This window comes from Amycolatopsis sp. WAC 01416, from assembly GCF_003947485.1.
GTDB lineage: Bacteria > Actinomycetota > Actinomycetes > Mycobacteriales > Pseudonocardiaceae > Amycolatopsis.
Genome location: NZ_QHHX01000004.1, coordinates 356,475 through 371,210 on the forward strand (window position 1 = coordinate 356,475; position 14,736 = coordinate 371,210).

The following is a 14,736-nucleotide window of genomic DNA, read 5'->3' on the forward strand; positions in this document are numbered from 1 at the left end:
CGTCCGGACGGCGGGAACTGGCATGAACAGGACGTCGTCGGCGGCACCGCGCCGGGGGGAAGAGGGAGGTACCTGCGATGACCGTGCAGACCGGCCAGCTCAGCCTGGTCACGGGAACGGGCCAGGGCGGCGACCGGGCGGGACTCGGCGAGCTGCTCGCGGAAGCGACCGGCGAGGTGCTCGTGATGAGTACGGGAACGGACACCGCGTTCCAGCGGATCGCGCTCGCGAACGTGCGTCCCGGCGTACGCCACAAGGTGCTCTTCCCCGACTCCGCCCGGATGTCCGGCGCGCTCAACCGGCTTTCACGGGCCGGGGCCGAGGTGCGGACCGACGCCGAGGTCCCGATGGACGCGCTGGTGATCGACCGGACTTCGGTCGTCCTTCCCGCGGAGGGCAGGCAGGCCGGTTCCGCGGTGTTCCGGCTGCCCGGCGTGGTCACCGCGACGGTCGGCCTCTTCGAGCGGATCTGGCAGGCCGCCGCGCCGCTCGTCCCGCTGGACCTCCGGGAGGCCGAAAACGCTTCGATCCTGACCGGCCGCGAGCAGGAGCTGCTGACGCTGCTGTTCTCCGGTACGACCGACGAATCCGCCGCCGCGAGGCTCGGCGTCTCGGTGCGTACGGTGCGCCGGATGGTCGCCGACATCATGAACCGGCTCGGCGCCCGCAGCCGGTTCCAGGCCGGCGCCAAAGCCGTCGATCGCGGCTGGCTGATGGCGAAGGCCGGCTGATGACGATCTCGACTCCCGGCCGTGTCCTGCTGGTGTCGCAGCGGCCAGGCGCGTATCCGACCATCGGTGACGCCTTGACGGAAGCGTCCGACGGCGCCGTCATCACCATCGCGGGCGGTGAATACGCGGAGACCGTCGAACTGACCGGCCTGCGGGTGACCTTGGCCGCGTCCGACGGCGCCACGGTCGTCATCGACGGCAGGGGCGCGGACCGGCCCGTTTTCCGCAGCACCGGCGGAGCGCTCGTCCTCGAAGGGATCGAAGTCCTGGCTGGCGGCGCGTCCGCGATCCAGGCGGACGACACGGAACTCGCGGTCCGGAACTGCACCGTCTCCGGTGGACGCGGCCCGGCGATCGCGATTCGCGGCACGACGGCGTTCACCGTGAGCGGTTGCGTGATTTCGGGGACGGAGCAGGGGATCCTCGTCGACGGCTCGCCAGGGAGGCTCGAGGACACCACCGTCGAGGACGTGACGGGGGACGGGATCACCCTCGGACAGGGCGCCGATCCGGTCGTGACCGGCTGCACGGTGACCGGCTGCGGCCTGCGCGGTATCTACGTCTACCAGTACGCCAGGCCGGTCATCGAAGGCTGCACCGTCTCGCACACCGGTCACGAAGGGATCGCCGTCGCGCACCACGGGGTGCCGGTACTCAAGCGGTGCACGGTCACCGACACCCGGGGCCCGGGGATCTCGTTCGCTTCCGGTTGCGGCGGCGAGATCTCCGCGTGCCGGGTCGCGAACACCGCGGAACCGGGAATCGCGATCGCCGAAGGGGCGACGCCGACGATCGGTGATGCCGCGGACCCCGGCACCGTGGGGGACAACGCGCTGGACGAGATGCTCGCCGAACTCGACGCGATGATCGGCCTTCCCGAGGTCAAGGAAGAGGTCCGCTCGCTTGTCGACGAGTTGCAGGTCAACGAATGGCGCCGCCGGGCCGGGCTGCCGGTCGGTGCCGCCGGGCACCATCTGATCTTCGCGGGCGCGCCCGGCACCGGGAAGACCACGGTCGCGCGGATCTACGGCAAACTGCTGAAGGCGCTGGGAGTCCTGCCGATCGGTCAGTTCCGCGAGGTGTCGCGCCGCGATCTCGTCGGGCAGTACATCGGGCATACGGCGGAAAAGACCGCGACGGTGTTCGAAGAGGCCAAAGGCGGTGTCCTGTTCATCGACGAGGCGTACACGCTCACGCGGCTCGCCGGCTCCGGCGGCGATTTCGGCCAGGAGGCGATCGACACCCTGGTCCCGCTGATGGAGGAACATCGTGACGAGGTGGCGGTGATCGTGGCCGGGTACACCGACGAGATGGTCGACTTCCTCGCCGCCAACCCCGGTCTCGCGTCGCGCTTCGGCAAGACGATCCAGTTCGAGAACTACAGCCCCGCCGAACTTCTCGCCATCTTCGGGCGGATGGCGTCCGCCGGGGACTACGAACTCGATCCCGACGCCGGTCCCGTGCTGACCGGCCACTTCGGGCGCGTTTCCGGAGACGTCAACTTCGGCAACGCGCGGGACGCGCGCCTGCTGTTCGAGAAGGCGCGTACGGCTCAGTCACAACGATTGCGGCTGCTGGGGCGGATGCCCGCGCTCGAAGAACTGCGCGGGTTGCACGTGGCCGACGTGGAGGCGGCCATCGCACGATAGCGTGGCCCCGTGCGGGTGCTGGTGACCGAGGACGACGAGAACTTGCGGGTGGCGTTGGAATTCGCCCTGCGCGGCGACGGCTTCGCGGTGGACACCGCCGCCGATCTGCCCGGCGCCGACGAGGCGCTGATGGTGAACGCCTACGACTGCGCGGTGTTCGACCGGATGCTTCCTTCGGGCGACGCGCTGTCGTACGTCCGCAACCGGCGCAGCGCCGGATGGCCGCTGCCCGTGCTGTTCCTGACCGCGCGCGACAGCGTCGCCGACCGGATCGACGGCTTGCGCGTCGGCGGCGGCGACTACCTGGTCAAGCCGTTCGCGATGCCGGAACTGATCGCCAGGGTGCGCAGCCTGTGCCGCCGTGACATGGCCGGGCAGGCGGTGATCCTTCGCTGCGCCGACGTCGAACTCGACACCGGCAGGCACCAGCTCTCGCGGGCGGGGGTGCTGCTCACCGTGACCCGCAAGGAGTACCTCGTCATGGAACGGCTGATGGCCGCGACCGGACGCCCGGTCTCGCGGCGGGAACTCATCCGGTACGCGTGGGACGAGATGGCGGATCCGGCGTCGAACGTGCTCGACGTCGTGATCGCGCGGCTGCGGCGGAAACTCAAGGATCCTCCGCTGATCCACACCGTGCGGGGGTCGGGCTACCGGATGGCGCCGCTTTAGCCCCACGGACGGGGCAGCCCCGGCCGCCGCTCACGGCCACCCCGCCATGGCGCGTTGCGAAAGCCACTTTCGCAACCTTCAACGTTGCGAAAGTGGCTTTCGCAACGCGCGGCCGCTCCCGGTCCGCCCGAAACCCCGCCCGAACGAGACCGTCGACACCCGGCATGCCCCGGATGTGCCATGCTCGACAGCGCACGAGGCGGCGAAACCGAGAGGTGACGAGGGTGTCCATCTGGGCAGGCGTGATCAATTTCGTCCGGGCACGGTACGAAGTGCTCGAAGAGCGGGGGGACTGGCTCCGGTTCCGTGTCGACACCGAGGACGGCCGCGGACAGCAGGTCTCCTTGCACCACCTGCCCGACCATGACGGCGCGGAGTGGGTCGAGATCTCGTCCCCGGTCGGCTGGGCAGACAAGATCGATCTGCGGCGCCTGCTCGAACTGGCGGGCGGCGGTTCGGTCGGCGGCGCGGCCGTCGTGGACGGCGTCGCGCTGCTCAAGCACACGGTCCCTCTGGTCGACCTGAACCTGGTCAACGAGTTCGAACATCCGCTGAAGTCCCTCGTCACGCGTGCCGACGCGCTCGAACACGAGCTGACCGAGGCCGACGAGTTCTGAGCCCGCCGGTCCATTCAGGACGGAAACGATGAAGGCCCCCTGCCGACGCAGGGGGCCTTCACTCGTCTTCGAGGCAGGACTTGCGCCTTCCCGGTTTGCGCCCGGGACCGCGTCTTGAGCTCAGAGGCGCTCCTGGAGCGCGTCCGCGGCGGCGAGCAGGTCCGCGGCCCAGCGTGCCCCCGGTTTACGCCCTATACGTTCGATGGGCCCGGAAACCGACACCGCGGCGACGACGGTGCCCGTCGAATCCCGTACCGGCGCCGAGACACTCGCCACACCGGGTTCCCGTTCCGCCACGCTCTGGGCCCAGCCGCGGCGGCGGACCTCGAGCAGTGTGCGCTCTCCGTACACCGCCTCGGTGAGGATCGTCCGCTGCGTGTGCGGATCCGACCACGCGGCGAGCACCTTCGCGCCGGAGCCCGCGGTCATCGGCAGCCGTGAACCGATCGGCACCGTGTCACGGAGCCCGCTCGGCGGCTCCGCGGTCGAAACGCAGACGCGCTGGACGCCGTCGCGGCGGTACAGCTGAACGCTTTCGCCGGTGATGTCGCGCAATTTCGGCAGCACCGAACTCGCCGCGTCGAGCAGCGGGTCGGTCGAACCGCCCGCCAGTTCCGCGAGTGCGGTACCCGGCCGCCAGCGGCCGTCGGGGCCGCGGCGCAACAGGCGATGCACTTCGAGGCCGACCGCCAGCCGGTGCGCCGTCGCACGCGGCAGACCGGTCCGCGTGCACAGTTCCGCCAGGCCACAAGGATCTTCGGCCACGGCCTGAAGCACGGCCACGGCCTTGTCGAGTACTCCGATACCGCTATGCTGTCCCACAAGCCGATACTATCTTCCCGAAGTTTGAGATGTCCAGATGGTGGGAAGTACCGATTTCACCGCATGTGAGGAGCCGGAAAATGCCCCGGACACTGGCCGAGAAAGTGTGGGAGTCGCACCTGGTGCGGCGCGGCGAGGGGGCCGAGCCTGACCTGCTTTACATCGATCTGCACCTGCTGCACGAGGTCACCAGCCCGCAGGCGTTCGACGGACTCCGCCTGGCGGGCCGGAAACTGCGCCGCCCCGACCTCACCATCGCGACCGAGGACCACAACGTCCCGACGATCGACATCGAGCTGCCGATCGCGGATCCCGTGTCCCGCACCCAGGTCGACACCCTTCGCACCAACTGCAAGGAGTTCGGCGTCCGGCTGCACCCGATGGGCGACGCCGAACAGGGCATCGTGCACGTCATCGGCCCGCAGCTGGGCCTGACCCAGCCGGGAATGACCGTGGTGTGCGGTGACAGTCACACCTCGACGCACGGTGCCTTCGGCGCGATGGCCTTCGGGATCGGCACCTCCGAGGTCGAACACGTGATGGCGACCCAGACCCTGCCGCTCCGTCCATTCAAGACGATGGCGATCACGGTCGACGGTTCGCTGCGCCCCGGCGTCACCGCGAAGGACGTCATCCTCGCGGTGATCGCGAAGATCGGCACCGGCGGCGGGCAGGGCTACGTCCTCGAGTACCGAGGCGAGGCCATCGAAAAGCTGTCGATGGAAGCCCGGATGACGGTGTGCAACATGTCCATCGAAGCGGGCGCGCGCGCCGGGCTCATCGCACCGGACGAGACGACGTTCGCGTATCTGAAGGGCCGTCCGCACGCGCCGCAGGGCGCCGATTGGGACGCCGCTGTCGAAAATTGGCGCGAACTCCGCACCGACGACGACGCCGTCTTCGACGCCGAGGTGCGCCTGAACGCCGACGAGCTCACGCCTTTCGTGACCTGGGGCACGAACCCGGGCCAAGGGCTCCCGCTGGGCGCCGAGGTGCCGGACCCCGAGCGGATCGGTGACGAGAACGAGCGCATCGCCGCTGAAAAGGCCCTGTCCTATATGGACCTGAAGCCGGGCACGCCGCTGCGGGAGATCGCGGTGGACACCGTCTTCCTCGGCTCGTGCACGAACGGCCGTATCGAGGATCTGAGGGCCGCCGCGGACGTCCTGCGCGGGCACAAGGTCGCCGATTCGGTCCGGATGCTCGTCGTCCCCGGCTCGATGCGGGTCCGCCAGGCGGCGGAAGCCGAAGGCCTGGACCGGATCTTCACCGAAGCGGGCGCGGAATGGCGTCAGGCGGGCTGTTCGATGTGCCTCGGCATGAACCCGGACCAGCTCAAGCCGGGTGAGCGGAGCGCGTCGACGTCGAACCGCAACTTCGAAGGCAGGCAGGGCAAGGGCGGCCGGACGCATCTGGTCTCACCGCTCGTGGCGGCCGCCACGGCCGTGCGGGGCACGCTGTCCAGCCCCGAAGACCTCCAGCCCGCCGTCGCTCGCTGACATCGCTGACATCCGCGAAGGAGTTCCCAACATGGACGCGTTCACCCACCACACCGGCGTCGGGGTCCCGCTGCGCAGGTCCAACGTGGACACTGACCAGATCATCCCGGCGGTCTACCTCAAGCGCGTGAGCCGCACCGGCTTCGAGGACGGGCTCTTCGCCGCCTGGCGCTCCGAGGAGTCGTTCATCCTCAACCAAGAGCCCTTCAAGAACGGGTCGGTCCTGGTCGCGGGCCCGGACTTCGGCACCGGCTCCTCCCGCGAGCACGCCGTCTGGGCCTTGATGGACTACGGCTTCCGGGCCGTGATCTCCTCCCGGTTCGCGGACATCTTCCGCGGCAACTCCGGCAAGCAGGGCCTCGTCGCCGCTCAGGTCGAGCAGGCGGACGTCGAACTGCTCTGGAAGCTGCTCGAAAACGAGCCGGGGACGGAGGTCACGGTGGACCTCGAGTCGAAGACGGTACGAGCCAAGGACTTCACCGCGCCCTTCCAGATCGACGACTACACCCGCTGGCGGCTCCTCGAAGGGCTCGACGACATCGCCCTGACACTCCGCCACGCGGAGGAGATCGACACTTTCGAGACCCAGCGCCCCTCCTGGAAGCCGGTGACCCTCCCGGCTGCCCACTCCTAGGGCCGGTCAAAGGGGGCGGATTCCCTTGCTGAGCAGGGAATCCGCACCCCGGCCTTGGGTACTCGACACAGCCCCGAAACCACACCGAACGGCACCTCGAGAGGCCCTGAAGGGGTCCCTCGGGAGGCGGAACAGCCCCCGAGACAAGGGAAATTTCCGCGCGTCGTTTGGAATTTGTGCTGCATTGGTAATACCGTGTGCGCTAAGTCGGCCGACGGGGCCGTGTACAAGTAGTTCTTCTTGGAGGACTGGAATGGCCAACAAGGCCCAGCTGATCGAGGCGCTGTCGGAGCGCCTGGGCGACAAGAAGGTCGCGTCGGAGGCCGTCGATGGCCTTGTCGACATCATCATCCGGACGGTCAACAAGGGCGAGAAGGTGAACATCACCGGCTTCGGTGTGTTCGAGAAGCGCGCCCGCGCCGCCCGCACCGCGCGGAACCCGCGCACCGGTGAGACCGTTCGCGTCAAGAAGACCAACGTGCCCGCGTTCCGCGCCGGCACGACCTTCAAGGACGTCATCAGTGGTTCGAAGAAGCTGCCGAAGGCCACCGCTGTGAAGCGTGCGACCGCCGGCACCGCCACTCGCGCCACCGCCACCCGCGCGACGACGACCCGGACGGCCGCCAGCCGCCCGGCCGCGACGCGTTCCACCACCACGCGGACCCGCGCCGCCGCCGCCACGACGCGTACGGCTGCGAAGCCGGCCGCCAAGGCGACCGCGACCAAGGCCGCCGCCAAGACGACCGCTGCCAAGGCGGCGCCGAAGACCGCGGCCAAGGCCACGACTCGCGCCACCACGGCCAAGAAGGCGACCGCCACCAAGGCCGCCGCGAAGCCGGCCGCCAAGGCGACTGCTGCCAAGGCCCCCGCGAAGAAGGCTCCGGCCAAGCGGACTTCGGCCGCGGCGAAGAAGAAGTAAGCTCTCTCATCACGAGTGAGCCAACGGCAGGGCCCCGCGCACCGCGCGGGGCCCTGCCGCATTTTTCGGCCGTCTGCCGTGCGGCCGCCTGGTTTCCCCCGACGCGCCCGCGCGCGGTGTCCGGGGGATCACGGCTCCGGAAGGGATCCGCGGCGGCTCAGGGGCCGGATGTGCTGTGATTCTCGTGCCGCTGGGCGAAGTCGCGGCAAAGAATCCGCTTCGATGGGGTTCTCCCGGTCACCCCGATGGACGCATCGCCGCGCTTCCCGGTGCCGCCCTCCACAGTGGAGCGACGATCGACGGCGGGCGGGAACACTGCCGGAGTAGGACGTCACCCACGTGGGGGAGCCTCGCGACTTTCCCTGTGTCCAGACGCCGAACACCCGTGATCAAAGACGTAACTCGCGTGATCGGGGCCGTAACTCACGTGACTGGAAGACGAACTCGTGAGTTACGGCTCCAAGCACGCGTGATACGGCTCCAGACACGCGAGTTACGGCTCCAGCCACGCGAGTTACGGCTCCAGCCACGCGAGTTCGGTGAATAAGCGCAGGCGAGCGTCGGGGATGGGCAGGCCCCGGTCGTCGCTCACCGGGGGTTGCGAAAGCCACTTTCACAACCATCAACGTTGCGAAAGTGGCTTTCGCAACGTCTTCGCCGCGACCGCGTCAGGGATGTGCGGGAGCCGGGGTGGGCAAAGGTGACGCGAAATAGTCCGCGGCCACCAGCACCGGCCCGTTCTCTTCGGTCGGGGGCCGGAAGGACAGCACCCAGAACGAACCCTTCTTCGACGGCACCACGCTGCCGCGTGCGGCGGGCAGGTCGACACCGTCGCGGTCGGCCAGCGCGCTGACGACGTCCGGGATCACCCCGCCCTGGCTGGAGATCACCGGCGTCCCGCCGTCTCCGGCGATGGCCAGCAGCCGGGCGACGCCGAGCACCGGGTCCGGCCAGTAGCCCTCTTCCGACAGCAGCGGCTCGTGCCGGATCTCGACGCCGAGATCCTCGGCGAGCCCGTTCACCGTCTGGACGCAACGAAGCCGCGGTGCCGAAAGCACCCTGCCGGGCGCGTAGTGCCGCAACAGCGAACGCAATGCTTCGGCCTGACGCTGGCCCGCGTCCGACAGCGGCCGCAGGTCGTCGTCGCCGTTCCACTCGTCGCGTTTACCCGCTTTGGCGTGCCGCACCAGGATCACCGTGGTGAGTTCGGGCGGCAGCGCGGAGAACTCGCGCAGCACCCGCACGTCCTCTGTCCGCGTCAGCAGTTTCTCCGCCGCTTCCGGGTCGAGCCAGCGCAGCTCGTCGACTTCCTCGTTCGGCGCGAAGGCGCCGGAAACGGCGTGCGCGGAGAAGTAGTCGACGGTCTTCGGCAGTCCCGCCACGGTGTATTCGGTCCGGACCAGATACCGGCCGAGCACGGCCTCGAATCCGGTCTCCTCTTCGATCTCCCGGACCGCCGCCCGCGCGATGGTCTCGCCCGGATCCAGCTTTCCCTTCGGCAGCGACCAATCGTCGTAGCGCGGCCGGTGGACCAGCGCGACCTCGATCCGGTCTCCGTCACGACGCCAGAGAACGGCTCCCGCCGCCCGGACGATCCCGCTCATCCCGCGGCCCCGTGCCGCTTCGCCAGCTCGACCTGGTGGTCGCGGACGTCGTCGCCGGAAGCCGGGAACGGGGTCCACTCACCGGTCGAGTTCAGCACCCAGCAGCGGGTCGACGGATGCAGCGCGGATTCGAAGATGTAGTCCAGTTGCGCCGTCAGCTTCGGATCCTTGACCCGCACCAGCGCCTCGATCCGGCGGTCCAGGTTGCGGTGCATCATGTCCGCGCTGCCGATCCACCGCGTGCCGCCCGCACGGAAGGTGAAGACGCGCGAGTGCTCCAGGAAACGGCCGAGGATGGACCGCACGTGGATGTTCTCGCTCAGCCCCTCCACGCCCGGTTTCAGCGAGCAGATCCCGCGCACCACGATGTCGACCGGCACTCCCGCCTGCGAAGCGTGGTACAGCGCGTCGATCACCTGCTCGTCGACGAGCGAGTTGCATTTGATCCGGATCCCGGCGGTCTGGCCGGCGCGGGCGAGTTCGATCTCCTCGCCGATCGCGCGCACGATGCCGCGGCGGATCCCGTGCGGCGACGTGAGGATGTTGCGGTAGGTGTCCTGACGGGAGTACCCGGTGAGCACGTTGAACAGATCCGTCAGATCCGCGCCGATCGTCGGGTCGGCGGTCAGGATGCCGAGGTCCTCGTACAGGCGCGCGGTCTTCGGGTTGTAGTTGCCGGTGCCGATGTGGCAGTAGCGGCGGATGGTCGAACCCTCCTGGCGCACCACCATCGACACCTTGCAGTGCGTCTTGAGCCCGACGAGCCCGTAGACCACGTGCACGCCGGCGCGTTCCAGTGTGCGGGCCCAGGTGATGTTGGCCTGTTCGTCGAACCGTGCCTTGATCTCGACCAGCGCGACGACCTGTTTGCCCGCCTCGGCGGCGTCGATCAGCGCGTCGACGATGGGGGAGTCGCCGGAGGTGCGGTACAGCGTCTGCTTGATCGCCAGTACCTTGTCGTCCGCGGCGGCCTGTTCGATGAACCGCTGGACGCTGGTGGAGAACGAGTCGTACGGGTGGTGGACGAGGACGTCGCCTTCGCGCAGCGTCGCGAACACCGACTTCGGCGTCTCGCGCTCACCGAACGCCGGATGCGTGGCGGGAACGAAAGGGCGGTCCTTGAGTTCCTTCCGGTCGACACCGGACAACTGGTGCAGGCAGGTCAGATCCAGCAGACCGGGGACCTCGACGACGTCGCGCGGGTCGACCTCCAGCTCGCGCAGCAGCAGTTCGAGCATGTGCTCACTCATGTCCTGCGCCACCTCCAGCCGCACCGGCGGGCCGAACCGGCGCTGCGCCAGTTCCCGTTCCAGCGCCTGGAGAAGGTCTTCGTCCCGGTCCTCTTCGACTTCGAAGTCCGCGTTGCGGGTGACCCGGAACGCGTGGTGCTCGGTGACCTCCATCCCGGTGAACAGCTCGCCGAGGTGGGCGGCGATCAACTCCTCCAACGGAAGGAACGTCGCGGTGTGGCTCTCCCTCGGCTGCTGCTCGATCCGCATCAGGCGCGGCACGTTGCTCGGCACCTTGACGCGCGCGAACCGCTCCGTGCCCGCTTCGGGGTCGCGGACGGTGATGGCCAGGTTGAGCGAAAGGCCGGAGATGTAGGGGAACGGGTGCGCGGGATCCACTGCCAGCGGTGTGAGCACCGGGAAGATCTGCTCGCTGAAGTAGTTCGACAGCCGGAGCTGGTCGGCGCCGGTCAGGTCGTTCCAGCCGACGATGAGGATGTCCTCGTCGGCCAGCTGCGGCCGCAGGTGCAGCTCGAAGGCGTTGGTGTGCCGCTCGACCAGGTCCTGGTTGCGTTTGGCGATGTAGGCCAGCTGCTCGCGCGGGGTGAGCCCGTCCGCGCTGCGCACCGGGAGGCCGGTCTCGTCGCGGCGTTTCAGCCCGGCGACCCGCACCATGTAGAACTCGTCCAAATTGGACGCGAAGATCGCCAGGAACTTGGCCCGCTCGAGCAGCGGCTGCGACTCGTCCTCGGCCAGCGCGAGCACGCGCGCGTTGAAGTCCTGCCATGACAGCTCACGGTTGAAGTACCGGTCGTCGGGCAGGGTTTCGACGGCGGTGGGCGCCGACGTCACCGCGGGAGGCGCGGCAGGCAGCGCGCGGAACTCCTGCGCGGGACGGCTCGCCGAACCGCCGCGCGTCGCCCGGACGGCCACGCGTGGAGTCGGGGTGCTCGTCTTCGCCGCGGAGGCGCTCTTCCCCGCCCGGACGGGTTTCGCCGTGCCGTGGTCGGGTTCCGGTTTCGCGGCGGAGGTCTTCCGCTTCCTTGCCGAGTTCGGGGTGCCGCCGTCATTTGTGCTCACGGACTTCATTGTTCACCACTCGGCGCGATTATGTGCGCCGCGCGCGGGTCGCCGGGGTGAACTCTCGTCACATCGCCACGCAGGGTGTCCCCAACAGCGCTGAAGTGCGCTTTCCGGCACCCAGGGTGCGGACGTGAGCGAGATCATCCGCGGTGTCGACGTCGGCCCGGAGCGATTCCGCGGCGATCGTGAGCGGGGTCGCACCGGAGACGGTGTGCGCCCGCGCGGAACCCTCGCCGAACCGGGGCTCCAGGCGATGGCCCGCCCCCGCGAGCAACAGGGTCGTCCCCGTTCCCTGCCGGTCCGCTACGAACGCCCGTCGCCCGGCGGCCTCGGCGAGGGCGGCGGTGAGGTCTTCGGTGCGCAGCGCGGGCAGGTCGGCCTGCAGGGCACCGACGAGACCGGACGGCGTGTCCCGGCGCAGCAGCTCTTCGCCGTGACGCAGAGCCGCGTTCAACCCGCCGCGTGACGGCTCGGTGACGATTTCGACACCCAGTTCGGTGAGCTCCGCCACCGACGCCGGGTCGGCGGCGACCACCAGCACCCGGCGGACGCCGTCCGCGGAGGTCGCCGCGGCCAGCGTGTCGTAGGCCAGCGCCAGCACCAGATCGGGGTGCCGCTCGGGCACGACCGCGCCACGAAGCCGCGACTTGCCCTCGGCGGGGCGTTTCATCGGCACGATCAGGTCGATGCCCGCACTGCCTGCACTGTCCACATCTCTCTTCTTACCCGACCCTCCCTGGACCGCGCTCGCGTGCGCGCGGCAGGATCAGTGGCCTGGGACGACACGTGTGACTTCGAGGAGGACGAATTGGCCCGGCGTGAGAAGGGCGGCATCTGGGTGGGCATCGCCGCCGCACTGTTCTACCCGGCGACGGCCATCGGCAAGCGGGTCTACCGCAACGCCGAGCGGATCCCCCGCGAAGGCGGCGCGCTGCTCCTGCTCAACCACGTGTCCCACATGGATCCGGCGGTGGACGCGGTGTTCGTGCACCGCCAGCGGCGGGTGCCCCGTTTCCTCGGCAAGGAGAGCCTGACCAGGACACCGGTCTTCGGCAAGATCTTCGTGGGCGCGGGTCAGATCCCGGTCTCCCGCGGTTCGGCCGCCGCCGGCGACAGCCTCAAGGCCGCCCACCAGGCGTTACGTGACGGCAAGGTCGTGGTGATCTATCCAGAGGGGACGATCTCCAAAGATCCGGACGGCTGGCCGAAGAAGCCGTTCACCGGGGCCGCGCGGCTCGCGCTGGAGACCGACGTGCCGGTGATCCCGGTCGCCCGCTGGGGCACTAACCACATCTTCAACGGCTACACGAAGAAGTTCACGCCGTTCCCGCGCAAGACGATCACGCACCTGGTCGGCGAGCCGATGGATCTTTCGCCGTACAAGGAGGGTTCCACCCGCAGCGCCTCCAAGCTGCGCGAGGTCACCGACCTGATGATGACCGAGATCACCGCCCTGCTCGCGGAGATCCGCCAGGAGGAACCGCCCGCGAAGAAGCCGGAGGACGACGACTGATGGCCCAGGTCCAGCGGGTGACCGTGCTCGGCGCCGGATCGTGGGGCACGGCGTTCGCGAAGGTGCTCGGCGACGCGGGACGGGACGTGACCGTCTGGGCGCGGCGGCCCGAGATCGCGGAAGAGATCCGGGAGCGGCATCTCAATTCGTCCTATTTACCCGGTATCGAATTGCCGGAGCGGATCACCGCGACGGCGGATCCGGCCGAAGCCCTCGACGGCGCGCAGGCCGTGGTCCTCGCGGTGCCGAGCCAGACGCTGCGGACCAAGCTGTCCGAGTGGTCCGGTCTGCTGCCGTCCGACGCGATCCTGGTGAGCCTCGCGAAAGGCGTCGAACTGGGCACGCTCAAGCGGATGAGCGAGGTCATCGCCGAGATCGCCCGCGTCGACGCCGGGCAGATCGTGGTCGTGTCCGGGCCGAACCTGGCGAAGGAGATCGCACTGGGGCAGCCGGCGGCGGCGGTGCTGGCCTGCACCGACCACGACAACGCCAAGGCGATCCAGCAGGCGAGCTTCAACCAGTACTTCCGGCCGTACACCAACACCGACGTCGTCGGCTGTGAGCTGGGCGGGGCGTGCAAGAACGTCATCGCGCTCAGCTGCGGGATGGCGGCGGGGCTCGGCCTTGGCGCCAACACCGTGGCCACGCTGATCACCCGCGGGCTGGCCGAGATGGCCAGGCTCGGCGCGAAACTCGGCGCCGACCCGCTGACCTTCGCCGGACTGGCCGGCGTCGGCGACCTGGTGGCGACCTGTTCGTCGCCGTTGTCGCGCAACCGGACCTTCGGCGAGCGACTCGGCCGGGGTGAGACGCTGGAGCAGGCGCTGGCGGCCACCGGCGGCCAGGTCGCCGAGGGCGTCAAGTCCTGCACGTCGATCCGGGAACTCGCGCAGAGCCTCGGCGTCGACATGCCGATCACCGACGCGATGCACCGCGTCTGCCATGAAGGGGTCGACCCCCGGCGTGCCGGAGCCGAACTGCTCGGCCGGTCGCAGAAGCACGAGTGGTCCTGAGGAAGACCGCACTATCGCGACAGACCAGGGCGGATCCGTGCTGCGAGCATGGGATCCAGGTGAGGGACTCACGGTCCACGGTATGAGATCGGTTGACCGCCGGGTTCCGCCCTGGTTCGCTGAAGGCATGTTCGCACGTGAGATGACTGTGTCGCGGGGCCTCTCGGGTCTTGGCGCCGTCTCGTGTGCGTCGTGTCGCTGTTGTCGGTGAACTCAGCCCCGGCCCAGCTCGACACCTTCTTTCCTTTGCGAGGACTTCTTCATGTTCGCCGTCCCGGACAACACGCTCGTCATCCCCGAAAACCCCGCCCTGCGCCACCCGGTGCGCGTCGCGCTCGAGTTCGCCGCGGACCGTGACCGCTGGCGCCACCTGCTGCGCTACGACCCCGAGGAACGCTTCTCCGCCCTCGTCGACGCCGACGAACTCCAGGAGATCTGGCTGATGAGCTGGCTGCCCGGCCAGCGCACCGACCTGCACGACCACGAATTCGCCGCGGGCGCGTTCACCGTGGTCAGCGGGCAGTTGAGCGAGACGGTCGCCCGGCGCGCCGTCGACGGGCGGGCGGTGACGGAGCTGCATTCGCTGTCGGAGGGCCAGTCTCGCGTCTTCGGCCCGGGGTACGTCCACGAAGTACGCAACGACGGGCCGGACCCGGCCGTCAGCGTGCACGTCTACCGGCACCAGACCCGCACCATGCGCCCGTACCACCTGGACCCCATCTCCGGCCCGTCCCGCATTTAGTCACCTACT

The 14,736-nt window shown here is 69.2% G+C and carries 14 protein-coding genes; 10 read left to right on the forward strand and 4 right to left on the reverse strand.

All coding sequences use genetic code 11. The features are described 5' to 3' along the window. Positions 1 to 77 precede the first annotated feature (77 nt). The 4 genes from DL990_RS15375 to DL990_RS15395 all read left to right on the forward strand — a co-directional run bounded on the left by DL990_RS15375 (position 78) and on the right by DL990_RS15395 (position 3,669). Complete coding sequence (locus DL990_RS15375; protein WP_125786707.1) at positions 78 to 731, forward strand: helix-turn-helix transcriptional regulator; 654 nt, start codon at positions 78 to 80, stop codon at positions 729 to 731. Continuing rightward, positions 731 to 2,380, forward strand: coding sequence for a right-handed parallel beta-helix repeat-containing protein (locus DL990_RS15380; RefSeq protein ID WP_125799087.1), 1,650 nt, complete (start codon positions 731 to 733; stop codon positions 2,378 to 2,380). Before DL990_RS15375 ends, DL990_RS15380 begins: the two co-directional genes overlap by 1 nt. A 9-nt stretch (positions 2,381 to 2,389) precedes the next feature. Continuing rightward, the gene (locus DL990_RS15385) at positions 2,390 to 3,052 is read left to right on the forward strand and encodes a response regulator transcription factor (RefSeq protein WP_125786705.1); all 663 of its coding nucleotides are present in this window, start codon (positions 2,390 to 2,392) and stop codon (positions 3,050 to 3,052) included. A 224-nt stretch (positions 3,053 to 3,276) separates the two neighbouring features. After that, complete coding sequence (locus DL990_RS15395) at positions 3,277 to 3,669, forward strand: hypothetical protein (RefSeq protein WP_125786704.1); 393 nt, start codon at positions 3,277 to 3,279, stop codon at positions 3,667 to 3,669. 120 nt (positions 3,670 to 3,789) lie between these two features. On the opposite strand, the gene DL990_RS15400 is transcribed toward DL990_RS15395, so the two are convergent. Further along, entirely contained in the window at positions 3,790 to 4,491 is a 702-nt protein-coding gene (locus DL990_RS15400) for an IclR family transcriptional regulator (protein WP_007031477.1), read from the reverse strand. 80 nt (positions 4,492 to 4,571) lie between these two features. Between DL990_RS15400 and leuC the strand changes: the two genes are divergently transcribed. The 3 genes from leuC to DL990_RS15415 all read left to right on the forward strand — a co-directional run bounded on the left by leuC (position 4,572) and on the right by DL990_RS15415 (position 7,543). Continuing rightward, a complete protein-coding gene (gene leuC / locus DL990_RS15405; protein ID WP_125799089.1) occupies positions 4,572 to 5,990 on the forward strand; it encodes a 3-isopropylmalate dehydratase large subunit in 1,419 nt (472 codons plus the stop codon). 31 nt (positions 5,991 to 6,021) lie between these two features. Then, complete coding sequence (gene leuD / locus DL990_RS15410) at positions 6,022 to 6,624, forward strand: 3-isopropylmalate dehydratase small subunit (RefSeq protein WP_125786702.1); 603 nt, start codon at positions 6,022 to 6,024, stop codon at positions 6,622 to 6,624. A 253-nt stretch (positions 6,625 to 6,877) separates the two neighbouring features. After that, the gene (locus tag DL990_RS15415; protein WP_125786701.1) at positions 6,878 to 7,543 is read left to right on the forward strand and encodes an HU family DNA-binding protein; all 666 of its coding nucleotides are present in this window, start codon (positions 6,878 to 6,880) and stop codon (positions 7,541 to 7,543) included. A 668-nt stretch (positions 7,544 to 8,211) separates the two neighbouring features. Here DL990_RS15415 and DL990_RS15420 read toward each other — a convergent pair. The 3 genes from DL990_RS15420 to cofC are packed head-to-tail and all read right to left on the reverse strand — an operon-like array spanning position 8,212 to position 12,129. Next, a complete protein-coding gene (locus tag DL990_RS15420; RefSeq protein WP_125786700.1) occupies positions 8,212 to 9,147 on the reverse strand; it encodes an NUDIX hydrolase in 936 nt (311 codons plus the stop codon). Next, entirely contained in the window at positions 9,144 to 11,465 is a 2,322-nt protein-coding gene (locus DL990_RS15425) for an RNA degradosome polyphosphate kinase (protein ID WP_199746401.1), read from the reverse strand. The genes DL990_RS15420 and DL990_RS15425 overlap by 4 nt, the downstream gene beginning before the upstream one ends. Before the next feature lie 58 nt (positions 11,466 to 11,523). Beyond that, positions 11,524 to 12,129, reverse strand: a complete 606-nt coding sequence (gene cofC, locus DL990_RS15430) for a 2-phospho-L-lactate guanylyltransferase (protein WP_125786950.1) — start codon at positions 12,127 to 12,129, stop codon at positions 11,524 to 11,526. 99 nt (positions 12,130 to 12,228) lie between these two features. On the opposite strand from cofC, the gene DL990_RS15435 reads away from it, so the two are divergent. The 3 genes from DL990_RS15435 (at position 12,229) to DL990_RS15445 (ending at position 14,727) form a co-directional block, all read left to right on the forward strand. Next, positions 12,229 to 12,972, forward strand: coding sequence for a 1-acyl-sn-glycerol-3-phosphate acyltransferase (locus DL990_RS15435; RefSeq protein WP_125786698.1), 744 nt, complete (start codon positions 12,229 to 12,231; stop codon positions 12,970 to 12,972). Further along, positions 12,972 to 13,985 carry an NAD(P)H-dependent glycerol-3-phosphate dehydrogenase gene (locus DL990_RS15440; RefSeq protein WP_199746403.1) on the forward strand — a complete coding sequence of 338 codons (1,014 nt, stop codon included), beginning with the start codon at positions 12,972 to 12,974 and terminating at the stop codon, positions 13,983 to 13,985. The genes DL990_RS15435 and DL990_RS15440 overlap by 1 nt, the downstream gene beginning before the upstream one ends. A 262-nt stretch (positions 13,986 to 14,247) precedes the next feature. Next, on the forward strand, positions 14,248 to 14,727 hold the full coding sequence (locus DL990_RS15445; protein ID WP_125786696.1) for a cysteine dioxygenase family protein: 480 nt from the start codon (positions 14,248 to 14,250) through the stop codon (positions 14,725 to 14,727). Positions 14,728 to 14,736 lie beyond the last annotated feature (9 nt).

Excerpts from the sequence above, each read along its gene's own strand:
- DL990_RS15375 (WP_125786707.1), top strand. The coding sequence starts at position 78 with ATGACCGTGCAGACCGGCCAGCTCAGCCTGGTCACGGGAACGGGCCAG.
- DL990_RS15380 (WP_125799087.1), top strand. The coding sequence starts at position 731 with ATGACGATCTCGACTCCCGGCCGTGTCCTGCTGGTGTCGCAGCGGCCA.
- leuC (WP_125799089.1), top strand. The coding sequence starts at position 4,572 with ATGCCCCGGACACTGGCCGAGAAAGTGTGGGAGTCGCACCTGGTGCGG.
- leuD (WP_125786702.1), top strand. The coding sequence starts at position 6,022 with ATGGACGCGTTCACCCACCACACCGGCGTCGGGGTCCCGCTGCGCAGG.
- DL990_RS15415 (WP_125786701.1), top strand. The coding sequence starts at position 6,878 with ATGGCCAACAAGGCCCAGCTGATCGAGGCGCTGTCGGAGCGCCTGGGC.
- DL990_RS15420 (WP_125786700.1), bottom strand. The coding sequence starts at position 9,147 with ATGAGCGGGATCGTCCGGGCGGCGGGAGCCGTTCTCTGGCGTCGTGAC.
- DL990_RS15425 (WP_199746401.1), bottom strand. The coding sequence starts at position 11,465 with ATGAAGTCCGTGAGCACAAATGACGGCGGCACCCCGAACTCGGCAAGG.
- cofC (WP_125786950.1), bottom strand. The coding sequence starts at position 12,129 with ATGAAACGCCCCGCCGAGGGCAAGTCGCGGCTTCGTGGCGCGGTCGTG.
- DL990_RS15440 (WP_199746403.1), top strand. The coding sequence starts at position 12,972 with ATGGCCCAGGTCCAGCGGGTGACCGTGCTCGGCGCCGGATCGTGGGGC.
- DL990_RS15445 (WP_125786696.1), top strand. The coding sequence starts at position 14,248 with ATGTTCGCCGTCCCGGACAACACGCTCGTCATCCCCGAAAACCCCGCC.